Annotated in this window: 21 protein-coding genes and 2 tRNA genes; 12 read left to right on the top strand and 11 right to left on the bottom strand. The window is 65.5% G+C overall.

The features are described 5' to 3' along the window. Window positions 1–2 precede the first annotated feature (2 nt). A complete protein-coding gene (locus tag B5J99_RS10670; protein ID WP_021691178.1) occupies window positions 3–284 on the top strand; it encodes a hypothetical protein in 282 nt (93 codons plus the stop codon). A gap of 106 nt (window positions 285–390) precedes the next feature. Here B5J99_RS10670 and B5J99_RS19915 read toward each other — a convergent pair whose 3' ends face one another. From B5J99_RS19915 to B5J99_RS10700, 6 genes are all read right to left on the bottom strand, one after another. Next, window positions 391–936 carry a DUF2285 domain-containing protein gene (locus tag B5J99_RS19915; RefSeq protein ID WP_419723065.1) on the bottom strand — a complete coding sequence of 182 codons (546 nt, stop codon included), beginning with the start codon at window positions 934–936 and terminating at the stop codon, window positions 391–393. Window positions 937–952: 16 nt separating this feature from the next. Next, window positions 953–1,174 (bottom strand): transcriptional regulator domain-containing protein, encoded by a 222-nt coding sequence (locus B5J99_RS10680; protein ID WP_021691175.1) that lies wholly within the window; start codon window positions 1,172–1,174, stop codon window positions 953–955. Window positions 1,175–1,321: 147 nt separating this feature from the next. Next, a complete protein-coding gene (locus B5J99_RS10685) occupies window positions 1,322–1,594 on the bottom strand; it encodes a DNA -binding domain-containing protein (protein WP_021691174.1) in 273 nt (90 codons plus the stop codon). 516 nt (window positions 1,595–2,110) lie between these two features. Then, window positions 2,111–2,950, bottom strand: a complete 840-nt coding sequence (locus B5J99_RS10690; RefSeq protein ID WP_021691173.1) for a DUF932 domain-containing protein — start codon at window positions 2,948–2,950, stop codon at window positions 2,111–2,113. Window positions 2,951–3,237: 287 nt separating this feature from the next. Further along, window positions 3,238–3,537: a DUF736 domain-containing protein gene (locus B5J99_RS10695; RefSeq protein WP_021691172.1), complete on the bottom strand. Its 300-nt coding sequence runs from the start codon at window positions 3,535–3,537 to the stop codon at window positions 3,238–3,240. 668 nt (window positions 3,538–4,205) lie between these two features. Further along, complete coding sequence (locus B5J99_RS10700) at window positions 4,206–6,260, bottom strand: ParB/RepB/Spo0J family partition protein (RefSeq protein WP_021691171.1); 2,055 nt, start codon at window positions 6,258–6,260, stop codon at window positions 4,206–4,208. A gap of 481 nt (window positions 6,261–6,741) precedes the next feature. Here B5J99_RS10700 and B5J99_RS10705 point away from each other — a divergent pair, with 481 nt between their 5' ends. The 4 genes from B5J99_RS10705 to B5J99_RS10720 all read left to right on the top strand — a co-directional run bounded on the left by B5J99_RS10705 (window position 6,742) and on the right by B5J99_RS10720 (window position 9,303). Beyond that, window positions 6,742–6,993 carry a CopG family ribbon-helix-helix protein gene (locus B5J99_RS10705; protein WP_231728118.1) on the top strand — a complete coding sequence of 84 codons (252 nt, stop codon included), beginning with the start codon at window positions 6,742–6,744 and terminating at the stop codon, window positions 6,991–6,993. Next, entirely contained in the window at window positions 6,990–7,283 is a 294-nt protein-coding gene (locus B5J99_RS10710) for a type II toxin-antitoxin system RelE/ParE family toxin (RefSeq protein ID WP_021691169.1), read from the top strand. The genes B5J99_RS10705 and B5J99_RS10710 overlap by 4 nt, the downstream gene beginning before the upstream one ends. A 115-nt stretch (window positions 7,284–7,398) precedes the next feature. Beyond that, window positions 7,399–7,653 (top strand): hypothetical protein, encoded by a 255-nt coding sequence (locus B5J99_RS10715; RefSeq protein WP_021691168.1) that lies wholly within the window; start codon window positions 7,399–7,401, stop codon window positions 7,651–7,653. 18 nt (window positions 7,654–7,671) lie between these two features. Beyond that, window positions 7,672–9,303: a recombinase family protein gene (locus B5J99_RS10720; RefSeq protein ID WP_117352368.1), complete on the top strand. Its 1,632-nt coding sequence runs from the start codon at window positions 7,672–7,674 to the stop codon at window positions 9,301–9,303. Here the strand turns inward: B5J99_RS10720 and B5J99_RS10725 are convergent. After that, window positions 9,271–9,361, bottom strand: a tRNA-Ser gene (locus B5J99_RS10725). The two genes, B5J99_RS10720 and B5J99_RS10725, sit on opposite strands and share 33 nt — an antisense overlap. 90 nt (window positions 9,362–9,451) lie before the next feature. Continuing rightward, a complete protein-coding gene (locus B5J99_RS10730) occupies window positions 9,452–10,087 on the bottom strand; it encodes an adenylate/guanylate cyclase domain-containing protein (RefSeq protein WP_117352369.1) in 636 nt (211 codons plus the stop codon). Between the two features lie 81 nt (window positions 10,088–10,168). Here B5J99_RS10730 and B5J99_RS10735 point away from each other — a divergent pair, with 81 nt between their 5' ends. The 3 genes from B5J99_RS10735 (at window position 10,169) to B5J99_RS10745 (ending at window position 13,409) form a co-directional block, all read left to right on the top strand. Next, window positions 10,169–11,209 (top strand): peptidylprolyl isomerase, encoded by a 1,041-nt coding sequence (locus tag B5J99_RS10735; protein WP_245991596.1) that lies wholly within the window; start codon window positions 10,169–10,171, stop codon window positions 11,207–11,209. An 84-nt stretch (window positions 11,210–11,293) separates the two neighbouring features. Then, on the top strand, window positions 11,294–12,409 hold the full coding sequence (ald, locus tag B5J99_RS10740) for an alanine dehydrogenase (RefSeq protein WP_054134445.1): 1,116 nt from the start codon (window positions 11,294–11,296) through the stop codon (window positions 12,407–12,409). Between the two features lie 28 nt (window positions 12,410–12,437). Next, on the top strand, window positions 12,438–13,409 hold the full coding sequence (locus tag B5J99_RS10745) for an oxidoreductase (RefSeq protein ID WP_117352370.1): 972 nt from the start codon (window positions 12,438–12,440) through the stop codon (window positions 13,407–13,409). Between the two features lie 13 nt (window positions 13,410–13,422). Here B5J99_RS10745 and B5J99_RS10750 read toward each other — a convergent pair whose 3' ends face one another. From B5J99_RS10750 to B5J99_RS10760, 3 genes are all read right to left on the bottom strand, one after another. Continuing rightward, the gene (locus B5J99_RS10750) at window positions 13,423–13,821 is read right to left on the bottom strand and encodes a hypothetical protein (RefSeq protein ID WP_117352371.1); all 399 of its coding nucleotides are present in this window, start codon (window positions 13,819–13,821) and stop codon (window positions 13,423–13,425) included. 267 nt (window positions 13,822–14,088) lie between these two features. Beyond that, a complete protein-coding gene (locus tag B5J99_RS10755) occupies window positions 14,089–15,519 on the bottom strand; it encodes a tetratricopeptide repeat protein (RefSeq protein ID WP_117352372.1) in 1,431 nt (476 codons plus the stop codon). Window positions 15,520–15,711: 192 nt separating this feature from the next. Next, window positions 15,712–15,788 (bottom strand) — tRNA-Met (locus B5J99_RS10760). Between the two features lie 200 nt (window positions 15,789–15,988). Between B5J99_RS10760 and B5J99_RS10765 the strand changes: the two genes are divergently transcribed. The 4 genes from B5J99_RS10765 to B5J99_RS10780 all read left to right on the top strand — a co-directional run bounded on the left by B5J99_RS10765 (window position 15,989) and on the right by B5J99_RS10780 (window position 23,194). Next, the gene (locus tag B5J99_RS10765) at window positions 15,989–17,224 is read left to right on the top strand and encodes an NAD(P)/FAD-dependent oxidoreductase (protein WP_117352373.1); all 1,236 of its coding nucleotides are present in this window, start codon (window positions 15,989–15,991) and stop codon (window positions 17,222–17,224) included. 181 nt (window positions 17,225–17,405) lie between these two features. Then, a complete protein-coding gene (locus B5J99_RS10770; protein WP_117352374.1) occupies window positions 17,406–18,560 on the top strand; it encodes an efflux RND transporter periplasmic adaptor subunit in 1,155 nt (384 codons plus the stop codon). Window positions 18,561–18,569: 9 nt separating this feature from the next. Continuing rightward, entirely contained in the window at window positions 18,570–21,761 is a 3,192-nt protein-coding gene (locus B5J99_RS10775) for a multidrug efflux RND transporter permease subunit (RefSeq protein WP_117352375.1), read from the top strand. Next, window positions 21,758–23,194 (top strand): efflux transporter outer membrane subunit, encoded by a 1,437-nt coding sequence (locus B5J99_RS10780; protein WP_117352376.1) that lies wholly within the window; start codon window positions 21,758–21,760, stop codon window positions 23,192–23,194. The genes B5J99_RS10775 and B5J99_RS10780 overlap by 4 nt, the downstream gene beginning before the upstream one ends. Window positions 23,195–23,737: the final 543 nt, after the last annotated feature.

Raw genomic sequence — 23,737 nt, forward strand, 5'->3', positions numbered from 1 at the left:
CGATGGGCGATCCGATCGACGTCGATGCCGTCTTGTACGGTCTCATGGACGAACTGGCTGCGATCGAGCATGAGCGCTGGTCACATTGGCAGCGATACATGCATTCAAAGGGCGTCAGGCAAGCAGACGGCTCGCTCGTCTTGCCTGCCGAACTGGTGGAACGATGGGATCGGCAAGCGGCGACGGACTACCATGATCTCAGCGCCAAAGAGAAGCAAAGCGACCGCGATCAAGTTAGTCGCTACCTGCCCCTAATAGCCACCGCTCTCAATGCTCGTTCTTGATGTTAGGTCGTTACTTTGCTGCCGCAACGCCGCCGCGCCGGAAACTGCGCGACCTTATATTGCGTGAAAGTCCTATAATCCAATTTCGAGGGGCCGTTTAGGACGATCAACGAATGCGGAGCAGCTTGCGATAGTCGCCATTCATCATGGCGATGCCGTCGCGGACCAGGCGCACGACGAATGACCGCGAGGCCGACATTTTCCAGTCGCTCGCGGAAAGACGGGCAGCGTCATCGCGTCCCAGCGCTGTCGCGATTTCGCGGTAGGTTGCGCCGTTCTGACGGAGGTCTATCGCGCGGAGCATCAGGTCGAGCCGTGCGAGCCGATAGGCCGTCAGCGGCCAGCCGCGCGGCAGCGGCCCGGCTGTCCGGCCGAGCAGACGCCGGTGAAAGCGCAGCAGGCTCGCGATCCGGGTGATGAAGTCCTTGTCGAGCGGAATGATCGCGGCGAGCGGCTTGCCCGGTGCAGGATCGCGCAGCCACAGCCGATGCTCGCCGGCCGCGTCGGCGACGACGACATGGCGGCCGTCGATCCCGGCCAGGTCGGCGAGCAGCGCGCCCAGCGCGCGCGGAGGGACCGGGGCGGCGGTCTCAAATCCCTCCGGCGCGGCGTCGAGAATGACCGTGACGGCGGTCAGCTCCGGGCGCCAGATGACCGACTCTAAAAGCTCATCCGGCGCCGTGGCGAAAGGACAACCCCCAGCGCCGCGCGAACGCCGTCTCGGCGGCGTTCTTCGCGACGGCGCCGCTCGCGATGCGCTGCTGCATCTGCGTGTGTTCGGCGCGATAGGTGCGGTTTCGGCGTAGGAACTCAGCTGCTAAATCGGCGCGCCCGAGGGCGTCGGACAGTCCGCCGGCGCGCCGCTGGCGACGCCCAGGTGGCGTCGGCATTGCATCCTCCCCGCCGCGCTCTGCGCGGATTTCGGAGAACGCAACATCGTCGCCGCCTTACCTACAGGATAGAGCGAAGATCGCGCACAACCATGTCGCGCGGGCGGGACCATAACAACCGAACTCGATCCAAATTGGAGTTCAATTTTAACGGTTTAGCGGGGGCTGACAGCCGAGCAGATGAGCATATCCCACCTCTGTTATCCACCGCGCGCGAGCTAGATGAGTGTCATGCATCGTCTTCGCACGATCCGGCTCCACGGCGGCGTCGATGCCGAAAATCAGTCCCGCTGCCTCGCGCCAATCGGTTCCATCTGCGTTAGCATCTAACAAGCGCAGATAGTCCGCCAAATGACCCTCGTCATAGCTGGTGAGCTGCTGCGAATCAGGCGCGCATTCATCGAATCCCATCTTGACCATGATGCCCCCGACTTCCCGCCCGCGTTAACCAATAAGCCAATGTCGGAGCATTTTCGATGCGCTCGTTCTGCATGACTGCGCGCGGAATCTGCAATGCCTCGACAATTCACAGGGCTGCTGATTTGCGGTGCGCCCCCGCAAACAGCTCCTGAACCCGTGATCGGGGAGTTGGAAAACCGGATTAACTCGGTTCCTACGACCTTTAGCACCGAGGCACCTGGACATACGTCGCAGGCTCCCCGACCGCATGGTCAAGGATCGCGACGCCGTCACGGCCGGCGCCGAACCGGTTAATCCGGGGTTTCCACACCCCAGGCCGCCGCGTAGCGGCCCGAGGACTTCATAGAACAGCACTGCCGAAATGACTACCCAAAGCGAGCCGGGCGGCAGCCCGGCGAGCGAACCTTTGCGGCCGCGCGGACCTTGGGGACGCGCGGCCGCCGCCGATCCGCCGCAGCGGATCGGCGCGGAAATGGCGAAGCCGCAGGGCCGAGCTCGGCCCTGCGGCGGCGATAGTTAGGCTTTGAGGCGCTGCATCCCTTCGGCCAGTGTCCAAAGCGCGCGATTGAGCGTCACGTTCTGGTCGATGCCGTTGATGGCGCGGGTCTGGCTGCGGCGGATACGGCCCTCGGCATTGCGCTTGCGGCCCTGTAATCCGCCCCGAACGACATTCTCCTGAATGACGTTGAACGTGGTCCACAGGCTGTCACCCATGTCCTCGCGGCGGCGCGGCTCGATGATCTGCTCGGGCCGCAACGGGCTTTCGTCCTCTCCGTAGCGCGCGACCAGGCTGACCTCGCCGAGTAAGCGGCGCTCTTCCTCGGAAAGCCGAACCTCCTTCATGGTCTCGCTGGCGTCGATCAGCCGGGGGAAGTCCTCCGCCACGGTGTAAACACCCTCGATTATATCGTGCTGGATGTTGCCCTTGTGCGGCACGCGGACCTCCTCGAACCGCTCGCCCGCGATCATGCTATTGGTGCAGACGAACCGCAGCATCCCGGCGAACATCTGATAGGCGCTGGTCCCGTCATGGCTGTTGACGATGATGACTTCGGCCGCCTCGGGCTTGCCGATACCGTCGTCCCGGCGCAGGCGCAGCATGTGCTTGGCGTGGCCGTGGCGGCTGCCGTCGCGCGGAACCGACTGAACCGCGAAGAAAGGGAACCATCCTTCCCGGCGCAGCCCCTCCACGATGTCGATGGTCGGAACATAGACATAGCGCTCCGAACGGCTGTCGTGCGCCTCGCGGGCGAAGATGGACGGCACGTGCCGATACAGCGCCTCGTTGTCGAGCGCCTCACGGCCGCTGATCTGATGGGCGTTGCGGCCGAACCGGGTGGCAAGCTGATGACACATGGCTGAACTCCTTGGGCTTGGGTTTCCGCGCAGCGGAACGCCGCGCTGAAACCCTGCCCGTCGGCGAGACCGGGGGTGCAACCGGAGTGGGCGGCTTCGCGGGGAACCGGCTGCACGGAACGCGCTCGCGCGTGAAGGAAGCTGGGCGGAAGCCGCTCCGAAGGGCGCTGGGGGCGGCGCCCCAAGCACCTCACAACATGCCGGGCCGATGGCCCGTCCATATTATGAACTGGCGAACCAACACACGAAGGCGCCCCGCTCAGAGGGAGCGGGGCGCCGTGTCGAGGTCAGCGCGACCAGATGAGAGCGTATTCGCCGGGGGTCTCGGTTTCGACCAGAGTGGCGTAGATCGGAGCCGCGAAGGTCGGATCGTCCAGCTTGACCGAGATGTAGTCGCGGTTCTCGCGGCTGGTCTTCTTCCATCCCGCGCCGCACTCGACCGTGCCGACCACGAGACGAAAATCGGGGGCCTTATCGCTCTCCTTCTCGATCGGACGGAGGGTGGCCTTTGCGTTGAGGGTGAGCGTCTTGATGGTTCCGCTGAAGGAGCCGTTGCCCGCCTGGGTGAAGGTGCCGATGGTGGCCATGTCGAAGTTCCTTTTGCTTCGGGCCACGACCGCCGCGGCCTCGATGGCGATCGGTGAAGCGGGGATGATCGGACGCGCACCGCTTGCGGCCGAAGCACAGCGGAGGATGGCGACGCGCGGCTTTTTTGTTTCGCGATGCAAAGCCGAAGGCGGCGGAAAAAAGCCGCGCGGCGCCGTTGCGCCAGGCCGATCAAGGCGAAGCCGGCCCCGGTTAGATCAAGCCAATCGAGAGGCCGCGCGGTTGTCGCCGAGCCGGAAATTCTACGCCGTGGCTATGATGGGCATCGTCAGTCGGAGGGCATTCGCTTCTTTGCTGGACCGCGCCAGGCTCACCTCGCAAGTAATCCTTCGCAAAGACTACAGGAGAGCGAACGCCGCTGACGCTCCCTATGTGTTCGCCGAGATCCCGCGCGAGGCTGGCATAGACCGTCGCTCATCGCCCGCATCATAGTCGCCGAGCGGTCCCGCCGCGTGGGTCTGCAACTTTACTCGACGAACCCACCTCCAGAAATGCAACGGTCGATCCGCTATCAGCACGCCGCCCCGCGTCCTCGGAGCGGGGCGCCTGTGCAATGGGAAAGCGGCCGCGCCCCAACGGGCGCGGCCGCGATTTTTCGCCGGTCACAAAAAGAAGCCGGGACCGCTCGCGCGGTCCCGGCCCCGTGCCGCTATTCGGCGGCGACAGCAAAGGATGCTTCGCTGTCCTCCACTTCGGGCGGCTGCTCCACGCTATCCGCGTCCTCCGGCTCCGCAGGCGCGGGGTCCGCTCCCTCCGGTTCGGGCGTCCGCAGCACGGCAGGAAGCCAGCCGGTCCCGGAAAGAAGCTGCTCGGCGGCTTGCGCCATGTCCGGCTTCTTCATGTCCGCGATGCGGCGAGCGGCGTCCTCGGACACGCCTTCGGTCACAGCGTCCACGATATGCGCCTTGGTGACGCGGCCAAGGTAGCTGTCCACGGTCGGCGTCCAGTCCTTCGCCACGTCCAGCGCCAGCGCGTCCGCCAGCCTGTCCGCCGTTTGCAGCGACCGGGGCTTGCGGTCCCACGGCAACCGCAGAGCGTTGACGGTGCGAGCCGCGCAATGCGCCAGCAACGCAATCCGCTTCGCCTCGTCCAGCCCGACGATGAAGCCCCACAGGTCCGCCACGTCGCGCGGCATCCGCTCGGCCCATGCCTCGTGCTGCTCGCTCGCCCGTGCCGCCAATGGCGTGTCCTCGATCCCGTCCGCATGGCTCCCCAAGGGGGTCACGGTCGGACGAACCTCAAGGCAACCGGCCTCCGCATAGCTGTAGAAAAGTTGCGCGGTCAGCGTGTGGGTCAGCGCGATCAGGGCCATATCGGGCTGCTCGGCCAGCGCCACGCGAAGCGCCAGCGTCCGATAGGCGGACAGGTCACGGGTGAGGCTGTCGGAAATCGGCTTGCCCGGGTCTTCGTCCTCGTCGGCATCCTGCACGTCCTCGTCGCCGTCCTCCGGCTGCTCGTCGTCGCCCATCTGCGGCTCGGTCGCATCGCCTTCTTCCGGCTCCGGCTGGGGGTCCGCCAACGCCTCGTCCTCGGCCCGCACGAAACCGCGCTCGACCCTGACCGTGCCGTCATGTTGAAGTACGACGAACGCACCGCCATTGGCGATCACATTGGGGTCGTAGGCGGAACGCTTGGCGGACAGGGCGTCCATTTCGGCGTCCAGCGCACGGGCTTTCGCCGCCAAATCCTCGGGCATTTCATCCAGCGAGTCATAGCCGTCGACGATCTGGTCGTACTCGGCCCATGCCTCATCGACCCGCGCCTCCTCCTCGTCGGACAGGGCGACGGTCTGCGGATAGAAGCGCCGCATCCCGTGGGCGTGGGGATAGTCGATATGCGCCTCGGCCCATTTCCAGCCCTCGGCCTGAACGCGCTCGGCAACTTCGCGCAATTTCTCGACGGCGAGCGTATCGAGCAAACCCGCATCCTCGAAGAACCCGCCACGATCCTCGCTGAACAGGTCGCGGATGATGTTGCCGCCCGCTTCCGCGTAAGCTTCGGCTCCGACGAATATCGCGCGCCGGTCCTCTGCCACGACATTGCTTGCGGTCATGTCGCGCCGGATGATCCACGGTTCGCGGTTGTGATGCAGGTTGGCGAAAACCTGCTCCTGCCGGTCATGGTCCTCGGTGATAGCGAAGGCCATAAGCTGATCCAGCGTAAGACCGTCCTCCCGATAGACCTGCAACAGCTTGGGCGAGACAGCGCCAAGGCGAAGCCGCTGCTTCACCACGCCAGCCGACACGCCAAACCGCGCGCCGATTTCTTCCACGCCATAGCCCTTGCTTTCGGACAGTTCGCGGAACCGCTCGAACTGGTCGGCGGGGTGCATAGGGGTCCGGGTCACGTTCTCGTCCAGACTGATTTCGGACGGATCGTTGGCGGTATCGAGCCAGCAGCGCACGACTTCCGACTTCTTGATCTGCTTGCGCTTGGCGCGCAGCAACATCGCCAGCCTGCGGCCTTCACCAGCGGTAACGAGATAGTTGCCGGTCGGCGTCCCGTCCTCCTTGGTTTCCGGCTCTACGACAAGGTTCTGGATCAGCCCCTTGTGCTGGATCGAAGCGGCCAGCGCCTCGATAGCGGCTTCCCCATGCGGCACCTTGCGGGCATTGCGCGGGGACTTCTTGAGCTTGGCGAGCGGCACGAAAATCTCGACGCCCGACACAGGCTCGGCGGCTAGGATTTCGGTAACAGCGTTCATCACACTTCTCCTAAAAACCACACTCACCCCGGAATGGGGTGGGCGGCGAAGAAGCTTGCCGTTGGCCCGCTGGCGGAGCCGGGCAGCATCCGCAGGACCGGAACGCAGTGGAGGACGCGCCAACAGCGCGTTGCGGCCCGGCGCGGCGGGCCTAAAGGGAAGCGTCGCCCACCCCATCGACGGGGAGAGAAACGACCAGATGCGATCGGGCTGGCGCAGCCCTGGCTCGATCTCCGCAGATCGGAAAGACAACAATCCGCGCAGCGGATTGCCGAACGGCGCAGCAGCGCCACCCCGCCATGCTGATCGTCACCCGGCAGGGACGAGACCCGTCAGGGGCTCGGTCGGAGCGCAGCGGAGATAGAGCGGCGGTCCCGTAGGGAGGCGCCAAGCCATTCTGCTGACCTTGCTTTTCCAGCCTATTTCGATTATATTTTAATCGGGTTGATAGCAGGTGATGAACATGGCGACTGAGACAAAAGTGTTGACCGCACACGTCCCGCTGCACCTCGCGGAGAAGGTTGAAGCAATGGCCTCGCGGCTCGAACGCTCGCGTGGCTGGGTGATGAAACAGGCGCTCGCCGCCTGGGTTGATCAGGAGGAGGAGCGTCACCGCATGACGCTCGAAGCAATGGAAGATGTCGATGCCGGGCGCGTGATCGACCATCAGGCCGTGCGCGCTTGGGCGGACAGCCTCGGCACTGACACCCCGCTGCCGCCGCCTTCGGCATGAGGATCAAGTGGACCGGCAAGGCGTCCTCGGATTTGGTGCGGCTGCACGAGCATCTGCGTCCGGTTGCCCCGGAGGCGGCGGCGCGGGTCGTGCAGCAGCTCTCGCGCGCGCCGGATCGGCTGCTCGACTATCCCCGGATCGGCGAGAAGCTGGACGCCTACGAGCCGCGCGAGGTTCGGCGCATCATCGTCGGCAATTACGAGCTGCGCTACGAGATTGCGGATGCGACGATCTTCATCCTGCGCCTGTGGCATTGCCGCGAGGAGCGCAGCTTCGAGTCGGACGACTGACGATGAGGCCGGCCGCATCGAACGCTACGATGCAGCGCGCCGCCCTTCGCCCCTATCTGCGCTTCGCCGCGACAGAGGCTTTGCATGAGGCGCGAGCGCGAAGCAGCCTGTCGGGATGGCCCTTGCCCGCAAAGTCCATCGTCGCCCCCATCGTCGCCGGGCCGAATGCCCGGACGACCTGTTCGACTATGCCACGCTGCCGGTCGGCAGCCTCCGTCCTTGCGCGGGGAAAAGCCCGAAGGACGATCTTTCGACCTGGACCGTCACCGACGACTGGCCCGAGCGCGTGCCGGTCACGAGTGCGGAAGTGGATGTGTTCGAGGCATGGTTCGGCGACGTTTTCGACGAGCTGTTCGGGCCGTGCCAATGATGTGAGGAGTTCGCTACCATGACCGTGCCGCTGCGCGCCGCCCTTTACCTGCGCGTTTCAACGGCGCGGCAGGCCGAGCATGACGTGTCGATCCCCGATCAGCGCAAGCAGGGCGAAGCCTATTGCCTGTCGCGGGGACTGGAGCTGGTCGATACCTTCGTCGAGGCCGGCGCATCGGCGACGAACGACCGGCGGCCCGAGTTCCAGCGCATGATCGAGGCCGGGACCAGCAAGCCCGCGTCGTTCGACGTAGTGGTGGTCCACAGCTTCTCGCGCTTCTTCCGCGATCACTTCGAACTGGAGTTCTACGTTCGCAAGCTCGCCAAGAACGGCGTCAAGCTGTTGTCGATCACGCAGGAAATGGGCGACGATCCGATGCACGTCATGATGCGTCAGATCATGGCGCTGTTCGACGAATATCAGTCGAAGGAGAATGCGAAGCACGTCCTTCGCGCGCTCAAGGAAAATGCCCGGCAAGGCTTCTGGAACGGCTCGCTGCCGCCGATCGGATATCGCGTGGTCGATGCCGAGCAACGCGGCGCGAAGATGAAGAAGAAGCTGGAGATCGACCCGATCCACGCCGACACGGTGCGGCTGGCGTTCAAGCTGGCGCTGGAAGGCGACGGCACATCCGGCCCGATGGGCGTGAAGTCGATCACCAAGCATCTCAACGAGCGCCGTATCTTCACGCGCGACGGCGGCCGCTGGGGCATCGGCACGGTTCATCGGATGCTGACCCGGCCGACCTATATCGGCCGCCACGAGTTCAACAAGCGCGGCAAGAGCAAGGAATTGAAGCCCTCCGAGGAAGTGATCGCGGTCGAGGTTCCGGCGATCATCGACCAGGCCACGTTCGATGCGGTGCAGGCACATTTCAAGGCGCGCAACCCGAAGGTCGCCCATCCGCAGGTCGTCGGTGGCCCGACGCTGCTGACGGGCCTGATCCATTGCGGGAAGTGCGGCGGCGCGATGACGATTCGCACCGGGAAGGGTGGGCGCTATCGCTATTACACCTGTTCGATGAAGGCGCGGCAGGGCGCGACCGCCTGCGAGGGCATGACGGTTTCGATGGAGCGGCTGGACGATCTGGTCGCAAACTATCTGGCCGACCGGCTGCTCGATCCCGACCGGCTGGAGGATGTACTAGCCGAGGTTCTGGATCGTCGACAGGAGCGCAGCGACCGGCGCCGCGAGCATATCGCGGAATTGAACCGGCGATCCGCCGAGACCGAGCTGCGCCTGAAACGGCTCTACGACGCGATCGAAAGCGGCGTCGCCGATTTGGACGATCCGGCGCTCAGGGATCGCATCGTCGCCTTGAAGGCGACTCGCGATCAGGCGCGGGCGGATGCCGAGCGGGCCTCGGCCCTCCTGCTCAACTCGACGCAGCAGGCCATCACGCCGGCCACGTTGCGAAAGTTCGCGTCAACGGCGCGGCGGCGCATCCGCACGGAAGGCGGCGGCTATCGCCGCGACCATCTTCGCGCCTTGGCGCAGCGGGTCGAGGTCGATCGCGGCGAGGTCCGCATCATGGGATCGAAGAGCAACCTGCTCCGCGTGCTGGCCGCCAATGGCGTAGCCACGGCGGCGGGCGGAGTGCCCATCGTTGTTCCGAAGTGGCGGAGCGGGTGGGATTCGAACCCACGATAGGCTTTTGACCTATACACACTTTCCAGGCGTGCGCCTTCGACCACTCGGCCACCGCTCCGCTTGTCCTGGGAGCCGCCCCCCTAAAGGCAAGTGCGGACCAGCGCAAGAGGTGGTTTGGCGGGCGCGGCGGGGGCCGTGCCGCGCTGGCTTACAACACCATGTGATAGTTCAGCGCCAGGCCCGAGATGCTGAGTTGTTCGGGCCGGGTCTCGACGGTCTTGAGTGTCAGTGTCGCCCTTGCCGCTTCGGTCAGCAGGATCTCGCTGCGCGCGGCAATGTCCTCCCCCAGCTTGCACGCCAGGTTCATCTCGTCGCCGAACAGATCCTCGTCATCGATGTTGAGCACCGCGCCATAGCCGATCCCGATCGAGGCATAGAGCCTGCGATCCTCGGGCAGGATCAGGTTCGCGGCCTTGAGCTGGCGCACGATCGCGCGCGCGGCGCGCACCGCCTCATCGGTCGTATCGAACAGGCAATAGAGGTTGTCGGCCTCCGCCTTGACCAGCAGCCCGCCCTTGTCCTCGATCTCGGGCATCGCCAGACGTTTCATCTGGTGCACCATCAGCAGGAACGCCGCGATCCCGTGTCGCTGGGTGGTGCGCGAAAAGCCGCTCATGTCGAGCACCATGACCGCGCGGGTTTCGCAGAACACCTGCTCGATGGTCTCGGCCAGCGTTGCCATCCGGTCGGGAGTCTCGATCATCTCGTCGAGCAGCCGGTCGAGCGTCGCGCGGCTGTTGCGCAGCGAAAGCGGGGTATCATCGTTTTCGTCAGGAACAGCCATGATATTCTCTCCCGCGACCCTGCAAAACCTGCACCGGCTTGCGCGGTTTCGCAAGCGCCCAGCGCGTGATAGCGTGGCAGCATGACACACACCCGACTCCACAGCGCCATGCTGCGCTCGATGGCCGCGCTTGCGCCGCTCACCCTTGTGGCCGCCGCAGAACCTTCCGCCGCCCCGATGCCCGGTGTCAGCCCCGGCGAGGTCATTGCTGCGGCTCCTTCTGGTCACTGGGTGCCGATCGCGCCCGCGGACTTGCTGGTGATGGAGCTGGCACCCGATGCGGCGGGCAAGCCCCGGCGGGTGCTGATCCAGCTGATCGCCGCGCCGATCAGCGAGCCCTGGGTTGCCAACATCCGCAAACTCGCCGCAGCGCACTGGTGGGATGGCACAGCGATCGTGCGGGTGCAGGACAATTATGTGGTGCAATGGGGCGATCCCGATGGCGAGGATGCCGCCAAGGCCAAGCCGCTGCCCAAGGGGGTGGTAGCGTTGAGTGAGACCGATGGCCTCCGCAAACGCGACTATGTCGTCGGCCTGCCGCAGGATTTCAGCGACCAGACAGGATCGCGCTTTCCCGTGCCGCCGCCCCGGTTGCCCGCCGACAGCTATGCGCGCAACCCGCATTTCTACAAGTCATGGCCGATGGCGAACGACACCAAGGGGCGTGCCGCTTCGGTCGCGGGCGAAGGCGGCGGTTATCAGGCCTGGCCGGTACACTGCTATGGCATGGTCGGCGTGGGCCGTAACATCTCGCCCGACATGGGCAGCGGGGCCGAGCTCTACACCGTCATCGGCCATGCGCCGCGGCATCTGGACCGCAACATCGCGCTGGTCGGCCGGGTAGTCGAAGGCATCGAGCATCTCTCCAGCCTGCCGCGCGGCACCGGCGAACTTGGCTTTTACGAGACCCCCGCAGAACGCACGTCCATCCAGTCGGTGCGCCTGGCGTCGGACCTGCCGGAAGCACAGCGGCCCAAGCTCGAATATCTCGACAGCGCGAGCGAATCATTCGCTCGCTACGCCGATGCGCGGTCCAACCGCAAGGACGCGTTTTTCAACATCCCCGCAGGCGGTGCGGATATTTGCAACATTCCAGTGCCAATTCGGAAAATTACGCAATAATGTAATAAAGTAACAAAATGATGTCGCACAGGGAAGGCGGTGCAGGTAAGCCATGGGCAGAACATCCAGCAGGAGAAGTCTGTCATGCGCGTCGGAACCGTCAAGGAAATCAAGAACCACGAATATCGCGTCGGCCTGACGCCCGAGAGCGCCCGCGAACTGGTGCAGCACGGCCATGAGGTCTGGGTGCAGAAGGGCGCAGGCCTGGGCATCGGCGAGAGCGACAACGACTATCTGCGCGCTGGCGCCAAGCTGATCGACACCGCGGCCGAAATCTTCGCCGAGTGCGAGATGGTGGTAAAGGTCAAGGAACCGCAGTCGGTCGAGCGTGCGATGCTGCGCGAAGGCCAGATCCTGTTCACCTATCTGCACCTTGCGCCCGACCCTGAGCAGACCAAGGATCTGGTCGCTTCCAAGGCGGTGTGCATCGCCTATGAAACCGTCACCGATGCCAGCGGCGGTTTGCCGCTGCTCAAGCCTATGAGCCAGGTCGCAGGGCGCATGTCGATCCAGGCGGGTGCGACCGCGCTCGAAAAGGCGCACGGCGGACGCGGCATCCTGCTCGGCGGCGTTCCGGGCGTGGCGCCCGGCAAGGTCTGCGTGATCGGCGGCGGCGTCGTCGGTTTCAACGCCGCGCAGATGGCGGCAGGCCTTGGCGCCGACGTTACCATCCTCGATCGCAACCCCGAGGTGCTCGAGCGGCTGGGCTATTATTTCGAATCGCGTGCCAAGACGCGCTTTGCCAACGCCGCCAATGTCGCCGAATGCGTCGCGGCGGCCGATCTGGTGATCGGCGCTGTGCTGATCCCCGGCGCTGCCGCGCCCAAGCTGGTGACGCGCGAGATGCTTTCCACGATGCGTCCGGGCGCGGTGCTGGTCGATGTCGCGATCGACCAGGGCGGCTGCTTCGAAACCAGCCACGCGACGACGCATGCCGAGCCGACCTATATCGTCGATGGCATCGTGCATTACTGTGTCGCCAACATGCCCGGCGCGGTTGCGCGCACCAGCACCTATGCGCTCAACAATGTTACGCTGCCGCATATGCTGCGCATGGCCGACAAGGGCTGGAAGGACGCGCTGCGCTCTGACGCACATCTGGCCGCGGGCCTGAACGTGTGGAACGGCCGGGTCACCTACAAGGCGGTGGCGGATGACCTTGGCTACGACTATTGTCCGATGGAAGAGGCGCTCGCCTGAGGCGCCCACAGCGCAGCAGGAGAGCTTCATGATCGCAGCCCATCAGACCCCCGTCGATTCGCCTTTCGGTCGCCACAGCGAACCGCATGAGGTGCTCGCCGGGACCGATCTGACAGGCAGGAATGCGATCGTCACCGGGGGCTATTCGGGCATCGGGCTGGAAACGGTGCGCGCGCTGGCGGCAGCGGGCGCATCGGTCACCGTGCCTGCGCGCGATAGTGCCAAGGCGCACGCCGCGCTGGACGGCATCAAGGGCGACATCCGCATCGCGCTGATGGACCTTGCCGATGTCGCATCGGTGCGGCGTTTTGGGCAGGGCTATGCCGAGAAGGTCACGCGGCTCGACCTGCTGATCAACAACGCAGGTGTCATGGCGTGCCCGGAAACACGGGTGGGGCCGGGCTGGGAGATGCAGTTCGGCACCAACCATATGGGCCATTTCGCGCTGGCCGACGTTCTGCTGCCGCTGCTTCAGCGTAGCGGCGAATGCCGCGTGGTGGCGCTGTCATCGACCGGGCACAAGCTTTCGGACATCCGCTGGGACGACCCCAACTGGACCGATGGCAGCTACGACAAATGGAAGGCTTATGGCCAGTCCAAGACCGCCAATGCGCTGTTCGCGGTCGCGCTGAATGCGCGGCTGGCCGAAAGCGGCGGTATGGCGTTTGCCGTCCACCCCGGCGGCATCATGACCCCGTTGCAGCGGCATCTGCCGACCGAGGAAATGGTCGCATTGGGCTGGCTGAACGAGCAGGGCGAGATTGCCGAGGGTGCCCGCGCCATGTTCAAGACACCCGCGCAGGGCTGCACCACCACGCTGTGGGCCGCCACCAGCCCGCTGCTGCACGGCAATGGCGGGGTCTATTGCGAGGATTGCAACATCGCGGCAGTCTCCAGCGGCGAGCCCGTCCGCTATCGCTTTGTCGAGCCGCACGCGGTGGACAGCGACAGTGCCGAACGGCTGTGGGACCTGAGTGAGCGGCTGCTCGCAACGGCCTGAGCCGCAAACTGCCCTAGCGGAAATCCGCAAACGCGATGAGCTTGCGAAACCCGGCCGTGCAGCTGGGCTTGCCATCGACCACGCGCTGCTCGACCCAGATATCGCCCGAGTGATACCCCCATTGCGCCAGCCGCTTGCGGGGTTGTGCCACCGTCTGCCCGCCCAGCCAGCGCGCGACCGCAGGTTTGAGCGCCAGCCGCGCGCGGCCTTGCGCGTTGCAGGCGCGGGTGCCGTGCCAGCTTTCGATGGTCCTCGCGAGATCGGCCTGGACGCGGGTCCGCTTGCCTGGGACGATATCGTGATCGGCCGAGCGGAAGGACAGCATCTGCGCCTGTGCGGGCCAGCCAAGCACGACCCATGCACCCAGCACGCTGGTCAGGAACAGCGCCAGACCTATCGCCACTCGCCGCATGGAGTCCCCCGAAGGCCGTCCTGCCGATGGCAAGACCCAAACACCCCGATCGATCGGCCCGATGCTGTGGCCGGGTGACAAGGGTGGCCTGATCGCCGGGGCCGGGGCACGAAAGATGGCCAGCAGCCAGTTGGGTCGACGAATACCCCCGGTCCCGCCGATCAGACCATGATCCTGCTAGCGCAAACGGGGCGAAACTAGGCTGTAGCAAATTGTTGCGAAGCGGTGAAAATCGCGGAGTATGCAGGTGACGCAGGCGTTACTCGATCAGGTCAGCCGCACCTTGGGGGTGGCGATCACCACCTTGTTGAGCAGCGCCTGCACCTCGGCATCGCCTTGCCACTGCTGGGCGATGCGCTTGTTCAGCGTCGCCGAATACCAGCGTTCGCCCAGCATCGCTGCCTGGCGCAGCAGCGCGACCAGCGTTTCGCGGTCGCCCATGCTGGAGGCCTGGAAGGCGGGGGTCATCCGAGTCTTGCGCTCGCCTGCGGCAAATTCGCGCTGGGCATCGGCCACCAGCACCAGATGCGCTGTCGCCGGATTGCGGACGACCGCCGTATCCAGTTTCTTTGCAAGCGCGAGCAGCTCGGGCACCTTGCGCAGCCTGGCCAGCTCGCCGAATTCACGGGCATAAGCGCGGATGTCGCCGCGCGAGATATGCGCCCAGGCCAGGCAGTTGCGGATCGTCGCATCGTCGGGATATTGCGCCTTGAGCTGGTTGAGTTCGATCAGCGCACGACGGTCTCTTCCCGCCTGCCAGTGCGCGCACGCGCGTTCGATCGCGATCGCCGGAGTGCCCGGCAGCAGCAGCTGCGCGGTATCATACTCGCGCTGCGCCGCTGCATCCTGGCCCAGATCGGCCAGAACGTTGGCGTACCAGAAATGGCTCAGGCCATCGTGCGGGTCGAGCGTCAGCGCGCGTTGGAACGAATTGACCGCGCGTTGGGCGTCATAGCTCCACCAATACTGGATGAAGCCATTGGCACGATGCGCGGCTGGCAGGCGGCTGTCGAGCTTCAGCGCTTGTTCGACGGCGGATTTCGCCGCGCTATAGGCCCGGCTCTCGGTCGCCGCGCCGTATTCGCGCGTGATCAGCCATGCCTCGGCAAGGCCTGCATAAGCGGGCGCGAATTCGGGATCCGCGGCGATCACGCGCTCATACAGCCCGATCGCCCGGCTAAGCGCGGCGGGCGTTCGGCGAGCCCACAGATCACGCGCGGCGACATAGTCGCTGGCCACCTTGGGATCGCGGGGCAGGGGGACGATCTGTTCGCTGCGCGGTTCGCCGGGCGACTGCGCACCGCCAAGCATCGGCAGCGACACTGCAAGCACGCCAGCCAGCGCCACCGCGCCGAGGGAAGGCCACAGCCAGCGCCGGGACGATTGCGACGGTGCATCCGTCCCGAGCGATTGCGTCTGAGGCGCGGACGGTGGCGGTGCGCTGCTGGCGGGCAGCGGAGCTTCGGGCTCGGGCGCTGCAGGCGCGTCGGCAAGGTCGTCCTGCTCGGCGCGGCGAGCCCAGGTGGCAAGCTCGCGCTCATAGGCGAAAACGGATCCCTGTTTTCCGCCGGGCAGGCGGTGGACGGGCAGGTCACGCTCGCGCGCCCAGCGCATTACGGTCGTCCGGTCACGGCGGAAATATCCGGCGATAGACTTCCAGCCATCCAGTCTGCGATCGGGGGATTCCGGCTGGTTCACCACTGTTCTCACAGATGCCTAAGCGCGCGCTCAGCTGCCCGGACACGCACGATAGCCGCCGGAACGCACGCTGACATTATCGGCAATCTGCCGATGGAGTCCATCTAATATGCTGAAAACCAAGCGGATCGTGGCAGCTTAAAATCTCGGCGGGGGCAAAGAAATAATTTCCGCCGCCGATTGTGTCCGGGATGGTAGCGGAGGAGGGACTTGAACCCCCGACCTACGGATTATGATTCCGCCGCTCTAACCAGCTGAGCTACTCCGCCATCCCGGCGCGCCCGGCGCTTTACAGCCGGGGCAGGCCGCGCGCTATAGTTGGCACTTGCGCGATGGTCAAACCAAAATGCGCCTCAACACCGCTATTGGATAGCGCCATGATGTGCAGGCTTGTTTTCCGCAGCGTCAACCGGCACATGGCGCGCAGGATCACGGTTGCCGAAAGGCCATCGAGCAGGAGAGGGATGCGGTGCAGGACAGCTATGACATTGCCATCGTCGGAGCAGGACACGCGGGCGCACAGGCGGCGATCTGTCTGCGCCAGATGGGGTTCGCAGGCTCGATTGCGCTGATCGGCGAGGAGCAGTTTCCGCCCTATGAGCGGCCGCCGCTCTCCAAGGAATATCTCGCCGGCGACAAGCCGTTCGAGCGAATCCTGCTGCGTCCCGAAACCTTCTGGAGCGAGCGGCAGGTTGACCTGCAGCTCGGCAAGCGGGTGACCGCGGTCGATCCGTTCGCCAAGTTGCTGACCACCAGTGGCGGCACGCAGACCGGCTATGGCCAGCTGATCTGGGCAACCGGCGGCACGCCCCGGATGATGGATTGCCAGGGCAGCAATGCCAGCAACGTCTTTGCCGTGCGCACCCGCGCCGATGTCGACAAGATCATGGCGCGGCTCGACAACACGCAGAGCGTCGCGATCATCGGCGGCGGCTATATCGGGCTGGAAGCGGCCGCGGTAATGCGCAAGCTGGGCAAGCAGGTCACGCTGATCGAGGCGCTGGACCGGGTGCTCTCGCGGGTTGCCGGCCCGTCGCTGTCGGCGTTCTTCGAAAAGGAACACCGCGACCATGGGGTGGATCTGCGCACCGGCTACACCGTCGATCACATCGAGACCGACGAGGCGGGGCATGCGGTCGCGGTGCGCTGCGGCAATGGCGAGCGGATCGCGGCGGACATGGTGATCGTCGGTATCGGCATCATCGCGCAGACCGGGCCGCTGATCGCAGCCGGGGCAGCGGGCGGCAACGGGGTCGATGTCGACGAGTTCTGCCGCACAAGCCTTCCTGATGTCTATGCCATCGGCGATTGCGCCGCGCACGCCAACGCCTTTGCCAACGACCGGGTGATCCGGCTGGAATCGGTGCAGAATGCCAACGACCAGGCCAAGGTCGCCGCAAGCCACATCATGGGAACAGCAGAGCCCTATCAGGCGATCCCGTGGTTCTGGTCCAACCAGTATGACCTCAGGCTGCAGACCGTCGGCCTGTCGGTGGACTACGATCAGGAACTCGTCCGCGGCGATCCTGTCAGCCGCAGCTTCTCGGTGATCTATCTGCGCGGCGGCAAGGTGATCGCTCTCGACTGCGTCAATGCCACCAAGGACTATGTCCAGGGCCGCAAGGCGGTGCTCGAAGGCGTGCCGCTCGATCTGACGGAACTGGCCAATCCGGCTATCCCGATCAAGGAAGTCAGTCACGCTTGAACGACCTGAATGCCGTCAACCGACCGCAGCACTGGCAGATTGCGAAATTTTGTTGCCGGGGATGAAACAAACTTGCCCCGTCAGGGGTTAGCCTTCTAATACCGCGCCATAATCGTATACGGTGTCCCTAAGTTTCTGCGAGTCTGTCATTTCCTTATCCGTTCGACCAACACGAACGATCGTGAAGCACGTCGCCCTGGCAGGGCTGGCGGCGCTCGCGCTTGCCGGATGTTCTAGCGCAGAGGAGGACAAGAGCGGCGAACGGCCTGTGCCCGAAGTCGGCTTCGTTGTCGTCCGGTCGAGCCCCGTGCCCGTTTCGGTCGAGCTAGCCGGGCGGATCGCTGCTTTCGAGATGTCCGAGGTTCGCCCGCAGGTCACCGGCATCATCCGCCGCAGGTTCTTCGCCGAGGGCGCGGTGGTGCGGGCAGGGCAGACGCTCTACGAAATCGATCCAAGGCTGTATCGGGCGGCGACCGCAGAGGCGAACGCCAACCTCAACAGTGCCATGGCCAATGCCGAGGCAACCCGCATCCGGGCCGAGCGGCTGAAGCCGCTGGCCGAGGCGCAGGCGGTGGCGCTGCAGGATTATGTCGATGCCGCCGCCGCCGCGCGTCAGGCTGCCGCAGCGGTCCAGCAAAGCCGCGCGCAGTTGCAGACCGCCGACGTCAACCTGCAGTTCACCCGCGTTCCCGCGCCGATCACCGGGCGCATCGGGCGTTCGCTGTTCACCGTGGGCGCGCTGGTTACCGGCAACCAGGCCGAGCCGCTGGCGATAATTCAGGGGGTCGACCCCGTGTTCGTGGACATCCAGCAATCGAGCGCGGAACTGCTGACGCTGCGCCGCTCGCTCGCGCAGGGCGGGGCTGCGCCAGCGAGTGCAGAGGTGTCGCTGGTGCTGGAAGATGGCAGCGACTACGGGCAGCGCGGTGTGGTGCAATTCTCCGAAGTGATGGTCAACGCCGCGACCGGTACGGTCACGCTGCGCGCGCGCTTTGCCAATCCGCAGGGGCTGCTTTTGCCCGGCATGTTCGTCCGCGCCCGCTTCGACCAGGCGATCAACACCAGCGCCATTCTGGTTCCGCAGGCCGGGCTCAGCCGCAATGCCCGCGGCCAGGCGGCGGTCTTCGTGATCGACGCGCAGAACCGCGCGACCGAACGCCAGGTGACCGCAGACAGGGCCGTGGGCACCGACTGGGTGATCACCAAGGGACTGAAGCCGGGCGACAAGGTGATCGTCCAGGGGCTGGCCAAGGTCAGGCCCGGCGCGCCGGTCCGCCCGGTTCCGGCCAGCAAGCCGCAGGTGATCGCACCGCCGCCCCCGCCGAAGCGCGGCTGAGGCCGGCGCATGTCACGGATCTTCATAGAGCGGCCGATCTTCGCCTGGGTGCTGGCGATCATCACCATGCTGGCCGGGGTCGGGGCGATCTATCTGCTGCCGATCGAACAATATCCCGATGTCGCTCCGCCACAGGTCAACATCCGCGCGACCTTCCCCGGAGCATCGGCGGACACGCTGGAAAACAGCGTCACCCAGATCATCGAGCAGCAGCTCACCGGGATCGACGGGCTGCTCTATTTCAATTCCAGCTCAAGCTCGCGCGGGCAGGTGACGATCAGCGCGACGTTCGAAAAGGGCACCGATCCCGATATCGCTCAGGTCCAGGTGCAGAACCAGGTCCAGCAGGCGCTGGCCCGCCTGCCGCAGCAGGTGCAGCAGCAGGGGCTGCGCGTTACCAAGTCCAACCCCGATTTCCTGCTGATCGTCGGCGTCTACGATGAGACCGACCGCAGCACCAATATCGACGTCTCCGACTTCCTCGTCTCCAACCTGCAGGATCAGCTCGCGCGGATCGAGGGGGTCGGCGAGACCAACGTGTTCGGCTCGCAATATGCGATGCGCATCTGGATGGACCCGGACCGGCTGGCTTCGGTCGGTTTGATGCCCGGTGACGTGATCACCGCGATCCGTAACCAGAACACCGAAGTGGCCGCAGGCGAGGTGGGTGGCCTGCCCCAGCCCGATACCAACCAGCTCAACGCCACGGTAACCTCGCAATCGCGGCTGCGAACCGTCGACGAGTTCAAGGCGATCATTCTCAAGTCCGAACAGAGCGGCGCGATCGTCCGCCTGTCCGATGTCGCCCGGGTGGAGTTGGGGGCAGAGAATTACTCCGCATCCAGCCGGATCAACGGCCATCCGGGGGCAGGTCTTGCGGTGTCGTCCGCGCCGGGCGCCGACGCGCTGGCAACCGCAGATCTGGTCAAGCAGGCGGTCAGCGAGGCTGAGGCGAACTTCCCGCCCGGCTACAAGGTCGCCTATGCCAACGATACCACCGCGTTCATCCGGCTGTCGATCGACGAGGTCGTCCAGACGCTGATCGAGGCGATCATCCTGGTCGTCATCGTGATGTTCGTGTTCCTGCAGAGCTGGCGCGCGACGCTGATCCCCACCATCGCGGTTCCGGTGGTGCTGCTGGGCACGTTCGCGATCTTCTATCTGTTCGATTTCTCGATCAACACGCTCACCCTGTTCGGGCTGGTGCTGGCCATCGGCCTGCTGGTCGATGATGCCATCGTGGTCGTCGAGAACGTCGAGCGGTTGATGGAGGAAGACCCCGAGCTCACGCCCAAGGAAGCCACGATCAAGTCGATGGCCGAAATCCAGGTCGCGCTGGTCGCCATTGCGGTTGTGCTCTCTGCGGTGTTCCTGCCGATGGCGTTCTTCGGCGGATCGACCGGGGTGATCTACCGCCAGTTCTCGATCACCATCGTCTCGGCGATGGTCCTCTCGGCGCTGGTCGCGCTGATCCTCAGCCCGGCGCTGACCGCCAGCCTGTTGCGGCAGAAGCAGATCGACGGGCACGAGCGGCAAAGCTGGCTCGAACGCCGCTGGCCAGCTGGCGCGCGGCGCGTCGACAAGGCGCAGCACTGGTTCAACCACGGCTTTGCGCGCGGTACCGACCGCTATGTCGCTGCGGTCGAGAAGGTGGTGGACCGCAAATGGCTGTTCCTTGCGATCTATGCGATCGTCCTGGTCCTGCTCGCGGTGCTGTTCGTGCGGCTGCCCACCAGCTTCCTGCCGACCGAGGACCAGGGTTCTGCGCGCGTGCAATTCCGCCTGCCCGCCGGTGCCACCCAGGGTCGCACCCGCGAGGTGCAGCTGGCGATCGAGAAGTACATGCTGGAAAAGGAACGCGACAACATCGCGGTGATGTTCATCGTTGCCGGTGGCGGGCAAGGCGCGGCGGGACAGAACACCGGCCAGGGCTTCGTCAACTTCGTCGACTGGTCCGAGCGCGAGGGCGCGGAAAACTCAGCCGACGGAATTGTCGAGCGCGCCGGAAAGGCATTTTCGCAGTTCCGCGATGCGCAGGTCAACGCGCTTGTCCCCGCCGCCATTCGCGGCCTTGGGCAGACCAACGGCTTCAGCCTACAGTTGCAGAACACCAGCGGCATGACTCGCGAAGAGTTTACCGCCGCGCGCGACAAATTGCTCGAGCTGGCGGAAGGCGACCCTGTGCTGGCCGGCGTCCGGCTGGGCGAGCTGCCCGATGTCGCGACGCTGCAGGTCAACATCGATCAGCCCAAGCTGGCAGCGCTGGGGCTCAACCAGCAGGATGTGAACACCACGCTGTCGGCCGCCTGGGGCGGGCAGTATGTCAACGACTTCATCGATCGCGGCCGGGTCAAGCGCGTGTTCGTGCAGGGCGACGCGCCCTATCGCGCGACGCCCGATGATCTCAATGCCTGGTTCGTGCGCGGCGCGCAGGGCCAGATGGCGCCGTTCTCCGCCTTTGCCCGCACCAGCTGGGCGACCACGCCGACCACGCTGTCGCGCTTTCAGGGCTATCCCAGCTTCCAGTTCGAAGGCCAGGCTGCGCCGGGCGAAAGCTCGGGCGCTGCGATGGACCGGATCGAGGAGCTTGCGAAAGAGATTCCCGGGGTCGGCGTCGCCTGGTCTGGCCTGTCGTTTCAGGAACGGCTGTCCTCAGGACAGGCGCCCTTGCTTTACGGCCTCTCGCTGCTGGTTGTCTTCCTGTGCCTGGCTGCACTGTACGAAAGCTGGACCATTCCAGTTGCGGTGATGCTTGTCATCCCGCTGGGGCTGGTCGGCGCGGTGTTCGCGGTGACGCTGCGCGGGCTGGAGAACGACGTATATCTGCAGATCGGGCTGCTCACCACCATGGGGCTGGCGGCGAAGAACGCCATTCTGGTGATCGAGTTCGCCGAACAGGCGGAAAAGCGTGGGAGCCGCGTGATCGATGCGGCGCTGGAAGCGGCGCGGCTGCGGTTGCGACCGATCCTGATGACCAGCCTTGCCTTCATCTTCGGCGTGCTCCCCCTGGCGCTATCCAGCGGAGCAGGGGCCAACAGCCGCATCGCCATCGGCACGTCGGTGATCGGCGGCATGCTGACCGCGACGGTGCTGGCGATCTTCTTCATCCCGCTGTTCTTCGTGCTGGTCCGCCGCACCACGCGCGATACCTTGAAGAAGCTGCACATCGGCGAACCTAAAACGAGCGAGGGCGCGGCATGAGGGGCGCTGCACTGATCGCGATCGCGTTGCTTTCGGGCTGTTCGATGGCGCCCAAATATGTCCAGCCAGAGCTGCCGGTGCCGCAATCCTGGCCGGTGGGCGATGCCTATCTGGCGCAGAGCGAGGCGTCTCTGCCGGTATTGTCCTATCGCGATGTGTTCGTCGATCCCCGGCTGGCGCAAGTGATCGATCAGGCGCTGGCCAACAACCGCAACTTGCGCATCGCAGCCGCCAATATCGAGGCCGCGCGCGCGCAGTTCCGAATCCAGCGGGCCTCTCAGCTTCCGCAGATCGGGGTGGCGGCGGGTCGCACGCAGTTCGACAACGGCACCGCCAACCAGAACCGCAACCAGGATGTCGACATCGGCAACAGCCCGACCGCGAGTCGCTCGACCGCAGGGGTGCGTTATACCGCCGATGTCAGCACCACCGCATTCGAGCTGGACCTGTTCGGGCGGCTGCAATCGCTGTCCGATGCCGCGCTCAACCGCTATTTCGGCACCGAGGCGGCGGCGCGCGCCACGCGGCTGACGCTGATCGGCGATATCGCCGATGCCTGGCTGACCTATGCCACCGACCGCTCTTTGCTCAAGCTGGCCGAGGACACCGCCGCGAACGCGCGCGAGCGTGTGAAGCTGACCCGGCTGCGGCTCGATGGCGGCATCGCGCCGCGCACCGATCTGCGCCAGGCCGAGCAGATCCTCGCGACCGCCGAGGCCGATATCGCCGCACAGACCACCGCGCTGGCGCAGGATGTCAACGCCTTGCAGCTGCTGGTGGGGGCCCCGGTCGACGAGGCGCTGCTGCCGCGATCGCTCGCCGATGCGGGCGAGGCGGTGAAGACTTTGCCCGCCGGGCTCGATTCCACCATCCTGCTGCGCCGCCCCGATGTGATGCAGGCGGAGTATGAGCTGCGCGCCGCCAATGCCGAGATCGGCGCGGCGCGCGCAGCGCTCTTCCCGCGGATCACGCTGACGGGGCTTGCAGGGCTTGCCAGCAACGCGTTGTCGACGCTGTTCACCGGCGCGGCGTTCAATTATTCGGCAGGCGCCAATGTGCGCTATTCGCTGTTTGCCGGCGGCGCCGCGCAGGCCGGCGTGGCGCAGACGCAGGCGCAGCGCGATGCGGCGGTGGCAGGCTATGAAGGCGCGATCCAGGCGGCATTCCGCGATGTCGCCGATGCTCTGGCGCGCCGCGGCACGATCACCGAACAGCTCCGCGCCACCCGCGCCTTTGTCGAGGCGGCGGAGGACAACTACCGGCTGACCGACATGCGCTATCGCGGCGGGCTGGACTCGTTCCTCACCAGCCTCGATGCGCAACGCTCGCTCTACACCGCAGAGCGCACGCTGCTGACGACGCGGCTGGTGGAAGCGAGCAACCGGGTGACGCTGTACCGCGCGCTGGGCGGCGAGGCGATTACAGCGCCGTAAGGTGGCGCCAGGCGGAAGCCGAGTTGCAGCGCGTCAGCAAAGCAAACGCCCAGTCGATCGTCACGCCCGCGCACGCGGGGGGCCCGCTCATCTTCCGCAGTCGCGCAAAAGCGGGATTCCCGCGTTCGCGGGAATGACGAGGCTATGAAAACGCTGGGAATGGCCGCCTGCCTCCCCTCGCTGAGAGCGCGAAGGGCAAGGCAGGCGAATTCTATTCCAGGATAGGCTCAGCCCTTGGGGCGCTTGCCGGGGCCACCTGCGCGCGGCTTGGCATCAAAGCGGGGCTTGCCTTCGGGACGTGGACGGCTGTCGCCGCGCGGGGCGAAGGGCTTGCCGCCGCCGGGGCCACCCGAACGCGGGCCATCGCTGCGCGGACCATCGCTGCGCGGTCCGCGCGGCTTGTCGGCGAAGGATGCCCGGTCGGCATTGGTCTTCTTGTCGCCATAGGGCTTTTTGTCACCAAACGACTTGTTGTCGCCGAAGGGCTTCTTGTCGCCAAACGCGCGCGGCTCGCCATAGGGCTTGCGGTCGCCTGCAGGCTTG

Origin of the sequence: Blastomonas fulva (assembly GCF_003431825.1) — a bacterium.
Lineage (GTDB): Bacteria > Pseudomonadota > Alphaproteobacteria > Sphingomonadales > Sphingomonadaceae > Blastomonas > Blastomonas fulva.

What these genes read in the sequence shown, in the direction of transcription:
- B5J99_RS10695 (WP_021691172.1), bottom strand. Translation starts at nt 3,537, where the DNA reads ATGGCCACCATCGGCACCTTCACCCAGGCGGGCAACGGCTCCTTCAGC.
- B5J99_RS10780 (WP_117352376.1), top strand. Translation starts at nt 21,758, where the DNA reads ATGAGGGGCGCTGCACTGATCGCGATCGCGTTGCTTTCGGGCTGTTCG.
- B5J99_RS10715 (WP_021691168.1), top strand. Translation starts at nt 7,399, where the DNA reads ATGGCCCTTGCCCGCAAAGTCCATCGTCGCCCCCATCGTCGCCGGGCC.
- B5J99_RS10745 (WP_117352370.1), top strand. Translation starts at nt 12,438, where the DNA reads ATGATCGCAGCCCATCAGACCCCCGTCGATTCGCCTTTCGGTCGCCAC.
- B5J99_RS10685 (WP_021691174.1), bottom strand. Translation starts at nt 1,594, where the DNA reads ATGGTCAAGATGGGATTCGATGAATGCGCGCCTGATTCGCAGCAGCTC.
- B5J99_RS10730 (WP_117352369.1), bottom strand. Translation starts at nt 10,087, where the DNA reads ATGGCTGTTCCTGACGAAAACGATGATACCCCGCTTTCGCTGCGCAAC.
- B5J99_RS10690 (WP_021691173.1), bottom strand. Translation starts at nt 2,950, where the DNA reads ATGTGTCATCAGCTTGCCACCCGGTTCGGCCGCAACGCCCATCAGATC.
- B5J99_RS10700 (WP_021691171.1), bottom strand. Translation starts at nt 6,260, where the DNA reads ATGAACGCTGTTACCGAAATCCTAGCCGCCGAGCCTGTGTCGGGCGTC.
- B5J99_RS10735 (WP_245991596.1), top strand. Translation starts at nt 10,169, where the DNA reads ATGACACACACCCGACTCCACAGCGCCATGCTGCGCTCGATGGCCGCG.
- B5J99_RS10710 (WP_021691169.1), top strand. Translation starts at nt 6,990, where the DNA reads ATGAGGATCAAGTGGACCGGCAAGGCGTCCTCGGATTTGGTGCGGCTG.
- B5J99_RS10680 (WP_021691175.1), bottom strand. Translation starts at nt 1,174, where the DNA reads ATGCCGACGCCACCTGGGCGTCGCCAGCGGCGCGCCGGCGGACTGTCC.
- B5J99_RS10750 (WP_117352371.1), bottom strand. Translation starts at nt 13,821, where the DNA reads ATGCGGCGAGTGGCGATAGGTCTGGCGCTGTTCCTGACCAGCGTGCTG.
- B5J99_RS10775 (WP_117352375.1), top strand. Translation starts at nt 18,570, where the DNA reads ATGTCACGGATCTTCATAGAGCGGCCGATCTTCGCCTGGGTGCTGGCG.
- ald (WP_054134445.1), top strand. Translation starts at nt 11,294, where the DNA reads ATGCGCGTCGGAACCGTCAAGGAAATCAAGAACCACGAATATCGCGTC.
- B5J99_RS10670 (WP_021691178.1), top strand. Translation starts at nt 3, where the DNA reads ATGGGCGATCCGATCGACGTCGATGCCGTCTTGTACGGTCTCATGGAC.
- B5J99_RS10720 (WP_117352368.1), top strand. Translation starts at nt 7,672, where the DNA reads ATGACCGTGCCGCTGCGCGCCGCCCTTTACCTGCGCGTTTCAACGGCG.